Source organism: Paenalcaligenes sp. GW821-LYS-B07-1, from assembly GCF_058803365.1.
On record NZ_CM179516.1, the window covers coordinates 1,797,580 to 1,813,493 of the forward strand.

General features: G+C 48.5%; 20 protein-coding genes. 8 read left to right on the top strand and 12 right to left on the bottom strand.

Annotated features, from left to right (window positions below):
* Positions 1-19 precede the first annotated feature (19 nt).
* On the top strand, positions 20-343 hold the full coding sequence (locus tag AC3QL0_RS08465; protein WP_493008084.1) for a hypothetical protein: 324 nt from the start codon (positions 20-22) through the stop codon (positions 341-343).
* A 25-nt stretch (positions 344-368) separates the two neighbouring features.
* Here AC3QL0_RS08465 and AC3QL0_RS08470 read toward each other — a convergent pair whose 3' ends face one another.
* On the bottom strand, positions 369-1,268 hold the full coding sequence (locus tag AC3QL0_RS08470; RefSeq protein ID WP_493008085.1) for a LysR family transcriptional regulator: 900 nt from the start codon (positions 1,266-1,268) through the stop codon (positions 369-371).
* A 97-nt stretch (positions 1,269-1,365) separates the two neighbouring features.
* Between AC3QL0_RS08470 and AC3QL0_RS08475 the strand changes: the two genes are divergently transcribed.
* Genes AC3QL0_RS08475 through AC3QL0_RS08485 form a run of 3 tightly spaced genes read left to right on the top strand, consistent with a single transcriptional unit; the run spans position 1,366 to position 3,067 of the window.
* Entirely contained in the window at positions 1,366-1,908 is a 543-nt protein-coding gene (locus AC3QL0_RS08475) for a cytochrome b (protein ID WP_493008086.1), read from the top strand.
* Positions 1,909-1,912: 4 nt separating this feature from the next.
* The gene (locus tag AC3QL0_RS08480; protein ID WP_493008087.1) at positions 1,913-2,464 is read left to right on the top strand and encodes a YceI family protein; all 552 of its coding nucleotides are present in this window, start codon (positions 1,913-1,915) and stop codon (positions 2,462-2,464) included.
* Between the two features lie 21 nt (positions 2,465-2,485).
* Positions 2,486-3,067, top strand: coding sequence for a YceI family protein (locus AC3QL0_RS08485; protein WP_493008088.1), 582 nt, complete (start codon positions 2,486-2,488; stop codon positions 3,065-3,067).
* A 66-nt stretch (positions 3,068-3,133) separates the two neighbouring features.
* Here the strand turns inward: AC3QL0_RS08485 and arsC are convergent, their stop codons facing one another.
* A complete protein-coding gene (gene arsC, locus AC3QL0_RS08490; protein ID WP_493008089.1) occupies positions 3,134-3,472 on the bottom strand; it encodes an arsenate reductase (glutaredoxin) in 339 nt (112 codons plus the stop codon).
* A gap of 89 nt (positions 3,473-3,561) precedes the next feature.
* Between arsC and AC3QL0_RS08495 the strand changes: the two genes are divergently transcribed.
* Together AC3QL0_RS08495 and AC3QL0_RS08500 are read left to right on the top strand one after the other, a co-directional pair.
* Positions 3,562-4,263 carry a glutathione binding-like protein gene (locus AC3QL0_RS08495; RefSeq protein WP_493008090.1) on the top strand — a complete coding sequence of 234 codons (702 nt, stop codon included), beginning with the start codon at positions 3,562-3,564 and terminating at the stop codon, positions 4,261-4,263.
* Positions 4,264-4,275: 12 nt separating this feature from the next.
* Positions 4,276-5,055, top strand: coding sequence for an RsiV family protein (locus tag AC3QL0_RS08500; protein ID WP_493008091.1), 780 nt, complete (start codon positions 4,276-4,278; stop codon positions 5,053-5,055).
* An 83-nt stretch (positions 5,056-5,138) separates the two neighbouring features.
* Here AC3QL0_RS08500 and AC3QL0_RS08505 read toward each other — a convergent pair whose 3' ends face one another.
* The 6 genes from AC3QL0_RS08505 to mltG form a co-directional block, all read right to left on the bottom strand.
* Positions 5,139-6,437 (bottom strand): hypothetical protein, encoded by a 1,299-nt coding sequence (locus AC3QL0_RS08505; RefSeq protein ID WP_493008092.1) that lies wholly within the window; start codon positions 6,435-6,437, stop codon positions 5,139-5,141.
* Between the two features lie 155 nt (positions 6,438-6,592).
* A complete protein-coding gene (locus AC3QL0_RS08510; protein ID WP_493008093.1) occupies positions 6,593-7,360 on the bottom strand; it encodes an ankyrin repeat domain-containing protein in 768 nt (255 codons plus the stop codon).
* A gap of 17 nt (positions 7,361-7,377) precedes the next feature.
* Positions 7,378-8,157 (bottom strand): TatD family hydrolase, encoded by a 780-nt coding sequence (locus AC3QL0_RS08515; RefSeq protein ID WP_493008094.1) that lies wholly within the window; start codon positions 8,155-8,157, stop codon positions 7,378-7,380.
* A 10-nt stretch (positions 8,158-8,167) separates the two neighbouring features.
* Positions 8,168-9,187: a DNA polymerase III subunit delta' gene (holB, locus tag AC3QL0_RS08520; RefSeq protein ID WP_493008095.1), complete on the bottom strand. Its 1,020-nt coding sequence runs from the start codon at positions 9,185-9,187 to the stop codon at positions 8,168-8,170.
* Between the two features lie 2 nt (positions 9,188-9,189).
* Positions 9,190-9,816: a dTMP kinase gene (tmk, locus tag AC3QL0_RS08525; RefSeq protein WP_493008096.1), complete on the bottom strand. Its 627-nt coding sequence runs from the start codon at positions 9,814-9,816 to the stop codon at positions 9,190-9,192.
* A 1-nt stretch (position 9,817) separates the two neighbouring features.
* Positions 9,818-10,828, bottom strand: a complete 1,011-nt coding sequence (gene mltG / locus AC3QL0_RS08530; protein WP_493010963.1) for an endolytic transglycosylase MltG — start codon at positions 10,826-10,828, stop codon at positions 9,818-9,820.
* A gap of 131 nt (positions 10,829-10,959) precedes the next feature.
* Between mltG and ygfZ the strand changes: the two genes are divergently transcribed.
* Positions 10,960-11,907, top strand: a complete 948-nt coding sequence (ygfZ, locus tag AC3QL0_RS08535) for a CAF17-like 4Fe-4S cluster assembly/insertion protein YgfZ (RefSeq protein WP_493008097.1) — start codon at positions 10,960-10,962, stop codon at positions 11,905-11,907.
* A gap of 131 nt (positions 11,908-12,038) precedes the next feature.
* Here ygfZ and AC3QL0_RS08540 read toward each other — a convergent pair whose 3' ends face one another.
* The 3 genes from AC3QL0_RS08540 to AC3QL0_RS08550 are packed head-to-tail and all read right to left on the bottom strand — an operon-like array spanning position 12,039 to position 13,942.
* A complete protein-coding gene (locus AC3QL0_RS08540; RefSeq protein ID WP_493008098.1) occupies positions 12,039-13,145 on the bottom strand; it encodes an enoyl-CoA hydratase/isomerase family protein in 1,107 nt (368 codons plus the stop codon).
* Between the two features lies 1 nt (position 13,146).
* Positions 13,147-13,518 (bottom strand): RnfH family protein, encoded by a 372-nt coding sequence (locus tag AC3QL0_RS08545; RefSeq protein WP_493008099.1) that lies wholly within the window; start codon positions 13,516-13,518, stop codon positions 13,147-13,149.
* Positions 13,511-13,942: a type II toxin-antitoxin system RatA family toxin gene (locus AC3QL0_RS08550; protein WP_493008100.1), complete on the bottom strand. Its 432-nt coding sequence runs from the start codon at positions 13,940-13,942 to the stop codon at positions 13,511-13,513. Before AC3QL0_RS08550 ends, AC3QL0_RS08545 begins: the two co-directional genes overlap by 8 nt.
* Positions 13,943-14,003: 61 nt before the next feature.
* Between AC3QL0_RS08550 and smpB the strand changes: the two genes are divergently transcribed.
* Positions 14,004-14,474 (top strand): SsrA-binding protein SmpB, encoded by a 471-nt coding sequence (gene smpB, locus AC3QL0_RS08555; RefSeq protein WP_135862944.1) that lies wholly within the window; start codon positions 14,004-14,006, stop codon positions 14,472-14,474.
* A gap of 22 nt (positions 14,475-14,496) precedes the next feature.
* Here smpB and AC3QL0_RS08560 read toward each other — a convergent pair whose 3' ends face one another.
* Positions 14,497-15,807 carry an NAD(P)/FAD-dependent oxidoreductase gene (locus AC3QL0_RS08560; RefSeq protein WP_493008101.1) on the bottom strand — a complete coding sequence of 437 codons (1,311 nt, stop codon included), beginning with the start codon at positions 15,805-15,807 and terminating at the stop codon, positions 14,497-14,499.
* Positions 15,808-15,914 lie beyond the last annotated feature (107 nt).

The window sequence follows — 15,914 nt, forward strand, 5'->3', positions numbered from 1 at the left end:
TTAGCTGATGCAAAACCCTATGTCACATCAGACTCAGACTTCACGCGTATCAGTATGGATACATTGGATTCCGCACTCTCAAGGCGGTAGGAAAACGTTGCCACAAGATGGCTTGTACTACGTAGTTACGTCGCCTCTTCCTAGCACGCTACATGAACCCTGTGCATGGTCTTTAGTGCTGCAGATCACGCAGAATGACGATGCTGCTACTGAAGGTCCGCGATGCAGTTTGGGATACGCACATTTTCTGATGGATGAAGCACCCGCTACGTTGCTTATACCGGGGTTCACCGTTGACATATATGAAGGGCCACATAAGGTTGGACTGGTGGAAGTCATCTGACATGATGCACTCCCCTGCTGCGTTTTTACAGCACACTTTTACGCTGAAATGCGGCTGGTAAGTTTTCTAACAAATACTCCAGCAAAATACGCACACGTTGTGGAATATAGTGATTGCTAGGCAAGACAGCATAAATGCCTAAGCTATTGTGGCAATACTCATCCAACACCGAAACTAAAGATCCGTTTTCAAGGTATTCCCAAGCGATAAAATCGGGCAACAAAGTTAACCCCAAACCATGCACAGCAGCCTGCGCCAACGCATCACCATTGTTTGCCTGCACCCGCCCTGAAGTGTTGATACCTATGGTTTTTCCATCCACCTCAAACAACCAGCGACTATCTTGCCTGTACTGCAAACAGATATGCTCTGTTAAATCGGTAGGATGCTTAGGCATACCATAGCGTTTCAAATAATCGGCTGATCCCACCATCATCAGCCTACATTCGCCAAGACGACGCACAATGTCGTTGGGTGCAGGCTCTTTGGTGACTCGTATGGCCACATCTAGCCCCAACTCACTGGTATTCACCAGGTTATCGTCATACTCCAACTGCAGGTTAACCTCGGGATACTCCGCCACAAAACGCGCCAACACAGGCGCTAAGTGACGCACACCAAAACTGAGCGGCAAACTGATGCGAATCATCCCCTTGGGTAATAAGCGCTCTTCTTGTATTTCACTTTCTGCGCTTTCTACCAAATCTACGATGGCTTTAGCACGTTCTAAGTACAAACGACCAGCTGAGGTCAGCGCTTGCTTACGCGTGCTACGAATTATTAACTGCACACCCAGTTGCTTTTCTAATGCTGCTATTTGTCGTGTAACCACTGAGCGATCTACACCCATTTGCTCAGCGACTGCCGCAAAACTACCTTGCTCTGCAACCTGGATGAAAAGAGTAATAAAGTCCAATCTGCTCATTGTTGTCATAAATGCAATTGATAATTGTTGAACTAAACTGTTTTACATCAATCAAACAGGCTAAAGTAGATATCTCACCAAATTTTACGAGGTTTACATGGTTCAACGCTATGCGTGGTCATTGCGACTATTGCATTGGCTCATGGCAGTTCTGCTGATTGGCATGCTAGCACTGGGCTTATACATGAAAGCACTACCCTTTTCTCCAACCAAGCTGCAACTGTACTCCTGGCACAAATGGATTGGTATCACGCTAATCGTGTTGGTAGTGCTTCGCCTAAGCATACGCTTTCTTTCAACAAAACCTCGTTACCCCTCCCACATGAGCCCAACCACTAAAATGCTTGCTCATCTGGGACATTGGCTATTGTACGTGCTGGTACTCTGCATCCCGCTATCAGGCTGGTTGATGAGTTCGGCGAAAGGCTTTCAAACCGTATGGTTTGGCGTGCTGCCTTTGCCCGACCTAATTCAAAAAGATCTGCCCTTAGGTGAGCAATTGGTCGTCGTGCACAGCTGGCTAAACTGGTTGTTTATTGCGGTATTAGCTGGGCATATTTTGGCTGCATTGAAACACCAGTTTATGGATCGCGACGCGATCTTCCACAGAATTTCTCTGTCCACCACTAAAAAGGACTAAGACTATGAACAAAAAAATACTTGGTGCCTGCTTATTAGCATTCAGCCCACTGTGGGCGCAGGCTGCCACCTTTGATAAATTCGTTCCCGCTGATAGCAAAATTGGCTTTACCTACTCACAAATGGGCGTAAGCCTAGATGGTACGTTCAAAAAATTTGACGGTACATTGTCGTTTGACCCAGCCAACGCCGAGGCCGCTAAAGTCACACTGTCAGTACCACTGTCTGATATAGATACCGGCAGTGCAGAAGGCAACGACGAAGTAGCAAACAAAGACTGGTTTAATACCGCCGCACACCCTGCTGCAAGCTTTGAGAGCACAGCCATCACCGTTGATGGCGATGGCTATAAAGTCGAGGGCAACCTCACTATTAAAGGCGTAAGCAAAGCAATTAGCTTTCCCGCCACCTTCGTTGAGAACGGTAATACCGGTACTTTTGAAGGAAAATTTGTCGTACAACGAGGTGACTTCAACGTAGGTGAAGGCGCTTGGTCTACTTTTGATATCGTCGCTAACGATGTCAACGTTAACTTCTCTATTGTGGCAGCACAGTAATTTCTCTTAGGAGCTCATTTCATGTTGAAAAAAACACTGCGTACTACCGCCCTGACAACATTAGCAGCACTGCTAAGCAGCGCTGCAATCGCTGCCCCAGTAACTTTTGGTGTTGATGATTCCCATACTTTCTCTCGTATCTCTTACGACCATATGGGTTTCAGCACACAGCTAAACCGCTTTGACAAAACCAGCGGTACTGTTGTCCTGGATCAAGAAGCTAAAGATGGCAAAGTGGATATCGAAATTGATACACGTAGCATCAGCACAGGTCACGATGGCTTTAACCAGCACATTCAAGGCCCTGACTTTCTGGATACAGCAAACTTTCCAACCGCCACATTCAAATCCCGCAAAATCAACTTTGACGGTGACAAACCTGTATCCGTTGAAGGTGATCTGACCATCAAAGGCGTGACTAAACCTGTCACACTGGAAATCACTCGCTTTGTTCGTAAAGAACACCCAATGATGAAAAAAGACACCATTGGTGCAGACGCTCAAGTTGTCATCAAGCGTTCTGACTTCAATGCCGGTAAATTTGCACCAGGCGTTGGTGACGAAGTGACTATCGGTATTGCATTAGAAGCTCTCGCTAACTAAGCCTGCGTTTCTAGCATAAAAAAATGGGCCCTTTGGGGCCCATTTTCGTACTAGCTCACGCGGTAACTAGAGAATTTCTTCTACTATTTCTTTAGGTCTGCACAAGCGTGTACCTTTCTCGGTGATCACAAATGGTCTATTCATCAAAATAGGGTGTGCTGCCATCGCCTCGAGTAACTGCTCATCGGTTGCCGTTTCAAGACCCAATTCGGTGTACAGGCTTTCTTTGGCACGAACAGCGTCTTTGACTGACAAATTAGCATCGGTAATGAGTTTGCGCAGCCCTTCTTTATCCAATGGGGTTTTCAGGTATTCAATAACTGTTACCTTATGCCCTGCTTCCTCTAAACGCGCCAAGGTATTGCGCGACGTACCGCAACGCGGGTTATGGTAAATTGTGCTCATATTCCGGTTATGTGTAGTGATCTGTAGACTAGCCATTGTAGCTAAATCACCCGCCTCTGACCTTAGCGTCTTATTTTGAAGGTAAATCAATGATTGACTTGTATTACTGGACAACACCCAACGGCCACAAAATCACCCTTTTTCTCGAAGAATGTGGTTTGGAATATAAGATCAACCCCATCAATATAGGCAAAGGCGATCAGTTCGAGCCGTCTTTTCTACGCATCGCCCCCAACAACCGCATTCCTGCTATCGTGGATCACAACCCCGCGGATGGTGGCGAGGCTATTTCGGTTTTTGAGTCTGGGGCAATTTTGCAGTATTTGGCTGAAAAAACCGGTAAATTCTTACCAACGAATCTGCGTAAACGCACTCAGGTCATGGAATGGCTGTTTTGGCAGATGGCAGGTTTAGGCCCTATGGCGGGTCAAAACCACCATTTCAATGTCTACGCCCCCGTCAAACTGGAATACGCTATAGACCGATATGTGCGTGAAACAGCACGACTATATAAGGTACTCAATACTCGCTTAGAAGGTAGAGACTACCTCGTAGACGAATATTCTATTGCTGACATGGCCTGCTACCCATGGATCAAACCACACGTTCAGCAGCAACAAGACTTGAATGACTTCCCACATCTCAAAGCATGGTTCGAGCGCATTAGCCAACGCCCTGCGACCCAACGTGCTTATGCGCTGGTAGAAAGCATCAATCCTGCGGCAGGCACTCATGATGATGCCGCTAAAAAAATCTTGTTTGGCCAAGACGGTAAATCCACACAACCCTAACGGATCTCTTGCATGACACGTTCTTCCAAATCCCTGTTTTGTGTTCTCGCGTTAAGCGCTGCGTTGGCGGGGTGTGCCAGCACTGACCAACAAAGCCGCATCCCTTCCTTTACCGATGACGTCACCAGCGCTGATGGCGTATTTAGTCAGCCGGTGAAATGGTCTAAAAAGCAGCCAGACTGCAAAGGACAATGCGCCACCTTGAGCGTAGACAGCTTAGTTTTCCCCGGTAACAGAGAACTGACCGAGCTAGTTGATACCGCACTGGCCACCATGACAGGGATGGGAGAAACCACGCTACAAACCTCTATTGAGGATTTCGAACAGCACTATTGGAAAACAGCTGGCCCACGTGATGAAGTCTTATTGGCAGCTAAAACACGCTACCGCAATAAAGATATTACGACGCTAGAACTGGGCTCATGGCAGTACTTCACCGGTGCAGCACATGGTATGTCGGCCACCCAATTCATCAATTGGGATAATCAACGTAAAACCCCCATCTCGCTAGATCAAATGCTGCAACGCGGCGAGAAAGATGCGTTTATCAGCGCACTGCGTCAGGCCCACACACAATGGCTATCTACCCAAGAAGACGCCATTGAAAACCCCGAGCGTTACCGACGCTTGTGGCCTTTCCAACCTAGTGATAATGCCGGCATTACCGATAAAGGTATTGTGGTGAAATACGATGCCTATGCCATTGCCCCCTACTCTTCAGGGCAACCCGAATTGCTGATTCCCTATTCAGCCTTGCGTGGTATTTTGAAACCCGCTTACCTACCTGAATAAACAGAAAAACCGCTTGGGAATACTCAAGCGGTTTTTTTATGATTGATGCGCGAGCACTGACTGCTGTACACACTTAGTTCAGGTTATTTCAATCGCCATTTCTTCATGGACTTTACGGTCAACTCAGCCAAATAGCGCACAGACTCATCGCTGTCTGTTTGAGTTAAAGCCACCAGCTTTTCCTGTATAGGCCACACGCTCTGCGCCCCTATAGACTCTCCTACGGCTCTTTCATCCAAAACACAGGCCGCATGACGCCTAACTACCGCATAAGGCGATGACAAGCCTCTGAGCGCTTCGGGCACATCACCCGCTCCAATGATGCAGTAACTAGAACCAGGCTCTAACTCTTCTTCTGCTTCTCGTTGCATGGTTGGATACGCGGCGATCAACCTTTCCAGCGGCGCATAATCTAACCGCACAGGCCTTGCACCTCGGTTTCTGAAAGCACGTAATGGAGCACAAAAACCGCCTACTGCGTGTTCAGCATACTTATCGGACTCTGCGAGCGACAACAGCCAGTCGAAATCCCCCAGATAGCCTAATGCCGAAGCACTCCAACTCACCGTACTACGCTCTTTCGCTGTCTTCATCAACTGACGTAGTGCCTCTATGACCTTGGTATCTGGCTCACCTATTAACCCCAAGATCATGGCGACTTTCCATGCGTGATTGCGCTGCGCTAACGTATCCAGCAATGCTGGGATCGCCGCCGCACCACACGCAATCAACCACTTCTCAGCTTCTTCGCAGTCTATGCCCTCATAGCTACCCAAACGCTGCGTATAGCACACTGCTTGCTCAGTAATAGGCAAGGTAACAATACGCTGACGCTCTTGCTCCGTTGCATCTAACTCTGGGAAATGATGGAAAAATAGCGCTTTAGGAATGCTCTTGCGTGCCAAGTCTACACTGCCATACTCATCTTGGAAATACACCACAAAGTCTTTAGCAACTCGACTATCTTTGGAAAAATGTTTACGTAACGCGGACGCGACCTGCGCAACAGTCGTCATAAAGCGTTTCTCGGCATTGTCCCACATGGCAACGCTACCGCGATTTGCATAGGCCTCAAGCTCAGCCTCGTAGGCTTCTAGTTGCTCGCCGCCGTATTCATCAACATCCCAGTTCCAATGCCAATCTACAGGATTCCATTTCAAGCCATCAAAGCAATCATCGCTGGCACGTCGATTAGGATGATCTTCATCCAGCATTGCCACACTGTTAGCAGCCAATGATGGCATGCCTATAATGCTTTCTTGCTCTCTATAACTAGCAAAAAAAACGGCGGCATACAGTGGCTCAACCCCTTCAGATAACAGCTCTTCTAATTTGCTCTTTGCCGCTTCAAATAAGCACGTTTTAAACGCTTTCCAATCCATCACATCCCTTCATCGTAGAACGCTGCCACATACACCTGTGACTACTGTACTACTCTATTTTTTTACCCAAAAACACCAAAGCCGCTTAACACAACGGTAAGCGGCTTTGTTATCAATGTATAGCGTCTTAGGCTACTGCTTTACAGCAAGCTACATTAATCATCAAAACGCCCTAAGTCAAAATACTGGCTGTTACCACTACCGCCTGCATTTTGCGTAGTCGAGGATGCAGAAGGTGCGCTTGGTGCACTTACACTGGCTTCAGCAGCAGCGGACGTTGCAGCAGGATTACTGACTTGCTCTAAATAGCTAGCCAAACCCGCATGACCGTTTTCACGCGCCCAATCTGCAGCCGTTAACTGCTGCAAGTTCACGGCTTTAGGATCAGCGCCAGCAGCAATCAACAGGTCTACTACATCGCGTCTACCCGACCTAGCTGCCATCATTAATGGACTCGTACCATCGGCTGACGGCGAATTGGGCAATGCCCCCTCTGCCAGCAGCATTCTAGCCATATCCGTTTGCCCTGTAGATGCTGCATAGTGCAATGGTGTCCAGCCCAATCTACGCACTTGAGCGCCACGTTTGATCAGGTCTTCGGCACGTTTGGTTTCACCTAACAGCGCCAAGTACATCAAAGGTGTTTCATCGTGAGCATTCGTGATATTCACATCAATGGCACGGTGTGCGCTTAGCGCATCGTATACATCCCACGATTTATTCTGTATGGACAGCATGATCGTAGGCTGACCTTGCTCTGTTTTCTGATTAGGATCAGCACCCGTAGCCAGCTCTTGCAGCACATCGCTTTTACGGTTGTTGATCACATCATTCCACCACCCCTCACCTGCCCAAACAGGTGATACCAGAGCAGAGCTCAATGCTATTCCAGCCAGCAATGCGGACCACGACAGTTTTCTCATCCTTATTTCCTTTTTATTTACGCCAGCACCTTAGGCGCTTTCTTAAACAAAGCATAGAAGTTTTCACGTGTTGCTTGCGCTATTTCTGCACTGCTGCACTGTCGCAACTCAGCAATTTTCTCTGCAACATGCACCACAAGTGAAGGATCATTCTGTTTCCCTCTGTAAGGCACAGGAGCCAAATACGGGGAATCGGTTTCTATCAGTAATCTGTCTAGAGGCACCTTAGCGGCAACCTCTTGTATGTCTTTGGCGCTTTTGAATGTCACAATACCTGAAATGGAAATATAAAACCCCATCTTCATAGCGGCTTCGGCCATTTCCCAAGACTCTGTAAAGCAGTGCATCACACCACCCACTTCAGCAGCCCCCTCTTCTTGCATAATACGAATGGTGTCAGCCGACGCATTACGTGTATGGATAATCAAGGGCAAACCGCTTTCTTTGGCAGCTCGTATATGAATGCGAAAACGCTCACGCTGCCAATCTAACGGTTCTGACTGATAGTAGTAATCTAAGCCTGTTTCGCCAATCGCAATCACTTTAGGATGCGCGGCACGCTCACACAGATCAGCCACCGTAGGTTGCACGATATTATCGTAACCTGGATGCACACCTACCGACGCCTGCAAATGCGGATGCTGTTCTACTAACGCCATCAGTCTAGGCCAGTCATCTAACGTGACGCTCACCACTAACGCCTGCCCCACCTGATTTTGCTTCATACGCTCTAAGATGCTCTCTAGGTTAACGGAGAGATCTGGGAAATCAAGGTGACAATGGGAATCTATAAACATAATAGCGACATCAACTAAAACACTGCATTAAACGATCCAGCAAATGCTGTACAAACAATTTGGCATTCAAGGGGTGCTGTGCCCATCTAGACTGCTCATTCAACCATTTTAACAACTGCGCCAACACCACCGGCTGAGCACGCGAGACCAACTGCTCATACAGGCCCTGTAACCCCGGATAATAACAAACCGGCTGCGCATGCTGTACCAACTGCATATCTAAACAGCTACGTTGCAAAATTGGAATCCAATGGGCCGCACCTAGTTTTTCTAGCTCATCCATAACCACCATGGCGTCTTCTGCATTGCGTGCCGCAAGTGCCTTCCATAGCGTATTTAACCACTCTGGATACGGCGTACGCTGTTGTTGCGACAAGGCTAAGGCAGCAACTGGCCCGCCCCCTGCGGCAGCCAACCAGTCTTGAGCATCGCCTTCCACCTGCCCTTTTAACCAATCCAAAGCAACCTGCGTATCAGGTCTAGGCAACACCAAACGTCTACAACGCGACACAATGGTAGGCAACAAGCGATCTGGCGCATCAGCCACCAACAAGAAGATCGTTGAGGCCGGCGGCTCTTCCAACACCTTCAGCAGTGCATTGGCGGAAATCTGATTCAAACTCTCAGCAGGATACAGTACCGCTACTCTATAACCACCACGATGTGTGGCCGTATTGAACCATGTATGTAATTGGCGTAACTGCTCTACCTTGATCTCTTTGGACGGAGCTTGTTTGCTTTCAGAAACCGTGCCGTCTTCTTGCTGGGCAACGCTTTCTGGGCGTATCACACGCAAGTCGGGATGATTACCGTGCTGACACCATAAGCACGCATCACAGAGACCACAAGCACGTGACTGCACTGGTTGCGTACACAACAGCGACGCGGCGGCAGCCCGGGCAAATTGTGTTTTCCCTATACCTGGCACACCATGCAACAACCATGCATGCGCAAAACGCTCACGCTGACTTAACCACTCGCTGGCACGCTCTTCTTGCCAAGGGTAGAAAGTCGTTATGGGTAAGCTCATGACTATTTCCTAGATGCTTGATGCAAATGCAGTAGATCTGCCTCTAATTCCAAACGGATCTGCTCAATGGTTTGGCTGCTATCAATCACACAAAAGCGTTGGCTATCATTCGCTGCTCGGTGCAAGTACGCCGCACGTGTGCGTTCAAAGAAATCGTTTTGCTCTTTCTCAAACCTATCCAAATCGCGAGTACGCTCTAATCGCTCTCTGGCAACCTCTAAAGGCAGATCAAACAACCATGTTCTATCAGGCTGCATGGTGGGGTGCACCCACTGCTCTAGCTGCTCTATGGCCTCACCACCCAACTGACGGCCACCGCCTTGATACGCGTAAGAGGCATCACTAAACCTGTCACACAACACCCATTTACCTGCCGACAACGCCGGCAGAATCACTTGCTGCAAATGCTCATTACGTGCCGCAAACATCAACAGTGCTTCGGTTTTTAAATGCATGGGCTCATGCAGCAAGAGTTCACGTAATTTTTCACCCAGCACTGTACCGCCAGGCTCACGCGTTACCACCACCTCATAACCCAACTGCTGTATGGCTGCTTGCAACCACTCGATGTGACTACTTTTTCCTGCTCCGTCTACACCCTCTACCGTTAAAAACAGACCTTTTTGCATGTTAATTCCTGCGCAAAATATACGTTGATACGGCTCTATTATGTTCAGCCAAATTGCGGGAGAACTCACTGGTTCCATCACCGCGCGATACAAAATAGTAAAAATTATGCTGTTCTGGATGCAACACCGCTTCTAGCGCCGCTTTACCTGCATTAGCAATAGGCGTAGGTGGTAAACCATTACGGGTATACGTATTCCATGGCGTATCGGTTTGCAGATCACGTTTACGGATTCTGCCATCGTACTTATCACCCATACCGTAGATGACGGTTGGGTCTGTTTGTAGCGGCATACCCACTTTTAATCTATTGATGAACACACCCGCCACTTTGAATCTGTCTGGCCCGTGCCCAGTTTCTTTCTCGACTATAGAGGCCAGAATCAACGCTTCGTAAGGTGTTTTAAGCGGTAAATTAGGGTCACGACTATCCCACATTTCTTGCAACAGTGTTTGCTGTGCTTGGTACGCGCGGCGCAAAATATCCATATCGCTGGTACCGCGTGTGAACACATAGGTATCAGGGTAGAACAACCCTTCTGGGTGGCTGAGATCACTACCTAATCGTGTCAGTAACTCGGCGTCTGTTATGTCACCCAAGGTTTGTTTGACGTTAGGATCTGCTTTTAAGGTATCGCGCAAGCGTTTGTAAGCCCACCCTTCCACAAAGGTCAGTCTACTTTGCGTCATATCGCCACTAGCCATACGCTGAATCATGCGCCATAAGGTGTCACCCTCATGTGCCTCATACGCACCGGCCTGCAGTTGCTTATCTTGTTTGCTAAGTCGGCTAACTGCCACAAACACATCTGGCTGCACATCTATCCCTGCCTCTCGCATGGCTAACGCAATCTGCCTAGGGCCACTGCCCTGTTCGATAATGTAATCAACAGTTGGGGCGCTAAGCTCTACTGGGCGTTTCATCACCCACCACCATGCGCCGCCTGCCGCTGCTCCCCCTAATAGAATGAGCAACAACAGTAGCCAAAGAAGAAGAGAAAAGATTTTTTTCATAGACTCAGAGTGTAAACCGGAAGCAGTACCCACTGCTACGACAAGGTTGAGCAGTGCGAGATTCATCAAGGCTCGTTATCATAGTGTCATTCACTCTTATTTTGCAGAAATTCGTTGTTTTGTTTAGCGCCATGAGTCTTCCCTCCTTTAACTCCCTAGTCACGCTTCCCCATTATGTAGTGCTGGATGCCACTGGTCCCGACGCACTGTCGTTTCTACAAGGTCAGTTCAGTAATGATCTGCAAACCTTGGGGAACACACAAGCCAGTTTTGGTGTGTACTGCGCGGCTAACGGCCGTATGTTGGCCTCGGCACTGTTGTGGCAACACGATGCCCAAACCATCAGCCTATTAGTGCATCAAAGCCTGGCAGAGTTCCTGCTTAAACGTCTGCGTATGTTTGTGCTACGCGCCAAGGTGACATTGAGCCAACGCGATGCAAACGTATACGGTGCCTATGCGGATACAGCAACAGCGACTCCCAATACATTCGAGGTTTTACATCCCGATGATGCTACCGTTTTGGTACAAGCTCCATCACGCCTTGATGCTCCTCGCTGGTGGATGATCACAAGCGCTACTCCCTCTGTTATGACAGAGAGTAGTAAAGAAGCTCAACAACGCTGGGATGCACAAACGCTACAGCAAGGCGTTGCACACGTAGAGCAAGCCACCCAAGACCTGTTTATTCCCCAAACCCTCAATATGGAACTGATTAATGCTATCAGTTTCAGTAAAGGTTGCTTCCCCGGACAAGAAGTCGTCGCTCGTAGCCATTACCGTGGCACTATCCGCCGCCGTAGCGCCCTATTCAGTATTGCCGCAACAGAGGTTGATGCTGATGCGCTTGCACCCGCTCAGGATATTTTTGGTACAGATGCCGACAACCAGCCTATAGGCCGTATCGTTAACAGTGCACTGATGAATGATCGTTACTATCTGCTCGCTGAAGTGCTGTTAGATGAGTGGAGCGGCGGACAAAGCTATCACCTGCAACACAGTAATGGCCCACAACTGCAGCGCGAGCTATTGCCTTATGACATTACCCAGCAACGGGATAACAAACGCCCTAAGCTTTAGGGTAACGATACAGCATAAGGCATGCACTGCTATACAACGCTAAAAACCCGGCCTAGGCCGGGTTTTTAGTACATACATCACGAATATGGCACTCGCCTTCTGCGCCAACGTATTGGCTACAGAGCGACGCATTAATCAGGCAAGCTCAATGCCAATGCAGGGGATTCCCACGCAGGCTGCCAGTATTTGCGTACGTCGTGCTCCAACGGCTGCCACTGCGGTTTTTTATCTTTATCAATCAGCAAGGCACGCACTCCCTCCTTAAAGTCGCCATATGCACAACACTGTATGGCCACCCACAAATCGCGCCCCAAGGTTTGGGCAATGTTTTTACTACGATTTTGCTGCACCAATGCCAAGCTAATCGTACGCGACAACATTGATCCTTTGCTACCCAACGCTAAGCCTTGTTCAAACCATGACGATTTCTGCTGTGATATCAGGTCTTCAGCCTCTTGAAAGAAATTCTCTACTGAAACAGGATTCGCTAATTTGCGCAGCACATCGTAGTTCTGCCATACCGCAGATTCCTCAAACTGGTAAGGCCTGCTCAAACTACGCAGAGCAGCATTTAAGGCTAAGGTAGGATTCCCCAACTCCGCTGGTAGCAAGCTAGGTAAAATTTCTACAATTTTCTTGGCATCCAGATCTTGTATATACCAATCTGCTAGGCCTAGGAACCCACAATCTTGCGCGGTAATACTACTACCGGTTAGCGTTAAGAACTCACCTACTCCACCTGCCAAACGCCCCAACAAATAGGTACCTGCCACATCTGGGAACAAACCTATACCCACTTCAGGCATAGCATAACGCGTGGAAGGAAACACAACACGGTGACTAGCACCCATAAAAAGGCCTACACCACCGCCCATCACCACGCCCTGCCCCAACGCCACGACTGGTTTAGTGTAGTAATGCAGCAAGTGATTCACGCTGTATTCAGCGCGGAAGAACTGGTAGGCGTAGTGATCGCCATTTTGTGCCACATCAGGCTGCTCGATTAACGAGCGGTAGATAGACACAATATCACCACCCGCGCAAAAGGCTCGCTCGCCTTCGCCTCGCATGACAACAAAGGCAATTCGATCATCATGTTGCCAAGCCAACAACTGCTTGCTTAGCAACTCTGCCATTTCTAGATTGGTACTATTTAAGGCCTGCGGTCTATTTAAAACCAACTCACCAAAAGCATGCTTGCCATCAGCCAAGTCATGCGTAAAAGTTAATAACGGCATATCAATTCTTTCTGGAACTATGTAGCAACATACTTGCTGCAGCACTCAATGATTTTTTACCTTGTTTCTCGGCAAGACTACGTGCTTTGTGTTCAGCACGTCGCCGTCTGGAATCTGTGGGATCAAAGCTAAGCTCTCTGTAGAACTCCAACCTATCACCATCTTGCAACACTTGTGTGCCACTGACTAACTCACCAAAAATGCCATACGGCAGGCCCTGCAATTCAGGGCACTCATCTTGCCATGGTACGTTGGCGAGTACCTCATCAACGGTAGTGCCTTCAGCTACCTGTACGTGTTTTTTCCATTGACGCTCAGGCGCCAAATACAACAGTTCTACCTTAATCATCATCGCATCGTGTGTATCAGTCATACAGGTCGTGCGCTCGGCGAGTAAAGGAGTCAATGAAGCTATTTGCTACACGATTAAAAATAGGGCCCACTACCATCTCTAAGGTGCGGCTGGAAAATGCGTAGTCCATTACGTAATTCACCTTACAGCCTTCTTCGCCCAATGCAATAAACTCCCATACGCCAGTAAGCTCCGAAAACGGGCCATCCACCAAACTAAGTTGAATACGATGGGGGTAATCATGCTCGTTACGTGTGCTAAAAGTATGCTTTAGACCGGCAATACTGATGGTTACCGAGGCTTCCATCCCATGCTCATCTTGCTGTTTAACCTCTGTACCACCACACCATGGCATGAACTCTGGATAGCGTGCTACATCCGCAACCAGATCAAACATTTGAGAACAAGTGAAGGGAACCAAGACAGAACGTTTTACTGTATGCATCGAACAAGGGATAATAAGAGAATAATACTGATTAAATCATTCAAGGTTGGACCATAACTACATGAGCATCGTCGACAATCGTAAAGCAAGACACGATTACTTCATCGAAGAAACCTATGAAGCCGGACTGGTACTGCAGGGCTGGGAAGTTAAAGCCATTCGAGCCGGCCATATTCAGCTTGCAGAAAGCTACATTATCATCCGCAATGCAGAACTTTGGGTAATCGGCATGCATATCAGCCCCTTACCTACAGTGTCGACCCATATTGTCCCCGACGCTACACGTACACGCAAACTTTTATTAAAAGAGGAAGAAATCAGCAAGCTAATCGGGCGCGTGGAGCAGCGCGGTTACGCACTGATCCCTCTGAATTTACACTTTACGCGTGGACGCATCAAAATGGATGTGGGCTTGGGCAAAGGTAAAAAGCACCACGATAAACGTGATGCTTCGCGTGATCGTGACTGGGCGCGTGAACAAGAGCGCTTGATGAAGCACGACACCCGTCGTCGCCGTACAGAGCAGGACTGATTCACGCAGTCCTGCCTCTGATTTAATGCAGTTTGACGCGCGGCGCAGAGCGTTTTAACAACAAACGGCCCAACGCCATTGATGCCGTGCGTAGCACACCCAAAATAGCCATGTGATGCATTAAGTGCAGACTCATATACATGGTTCGGGCTACTAAGCCTTCCACAAACCAGCTACGGCCCTGTAAAACGCCCATCAGGCTGCCTACACCCTTACTGTGACCCACTGAGACCAACGACCCATAGTCCTTGTAGTCAAAGGCCCCTGTGTGCGCTGGAAGCCCTTTAAGCTGCTTCGCCAACACCTTAATGAGATAAGCAGCTTGTTGGTGGGCTACCTGTGCCCTAGCGGGTAAGTACTGACCAGCTTCTTCCCCCCACGGTGCTTGAGCGCAATCCCCCAATGCATAGATATGCGGATCTGCTGTTTGCAGATGATCGTTCACTACCAACTGGTTAATACGATTCACCTCTAAACCCAGCTCTGTCAGGAAAGTAGGTGCTTTAATCCCCGCCGCCCACACGCATAAATCAGCCGGGTACTCTGTGCCATTGGTATCCTTCAAGACGCCTTTACGCACTTCACTAACACGCACGCTGGTATGTACTGTGACACCGCGCTTTTGCAGCAACTGTGTGGCTCGCAATGACACTTTAGGTGGCAACGCCGCCAAAACACGCTCAGAGCCTTCAATAAGCGTGATATGCAATGATCTAGCCTGGTCTAAGGTATGTGTGCCGTAGGCCTGCAAACTGGCATTGGCTTCCATTAACTCTGCCGCTAACTCTACCCCTGTCGCCCCACCACCTACGATGGCTATCTCTAGCGGCCCTACATCACCATCGGTACTTTGCACCCGGGATGTTTTAGTCAGCTCATACAGCAGTCGCATACGAAAACGTTCTGCTTGGTAGGTGGAATCTAGTGCAATGGCAAATTCTTCTGCACCTGGCGTGTTGAAGAAATTAGACTTGCTACCCACAGCCATCACTAGCACACCGTACTCAACAGTACGTGCAGGCAATATCTCTTCGCCTTCAGCATTACGCACAGCTTGCAGCGAAATGGTTTTGTTCTCTTTATCTAACGCATGCATGCGCCCTGGTACAAACGTAAACCCGTTATCACGCGCCAGCATGAAATACGACAAGCCTTCACGGTGGATGTCTAGCGTACCGGCAGCCACCTCGTGCAATGATGGCTTCCAAATATGCTCATCCATCTTGTCTATCAAATACACTTTTTCTGGACCAAAGCGGCGTCCTAACTTGGCTGCTAACTCAAGCCCACCTGCCCCACCACCCACTACGACTACTGGCGCGATTTTGCTCATCGTTCACCCTTTAAAAGTACAACATCACACACTCATTTTCCTGTGTTACCACAAGCATAAACTATCTTTTCTACTCAACGGTGACATCATACCTGCATAGTACTCAT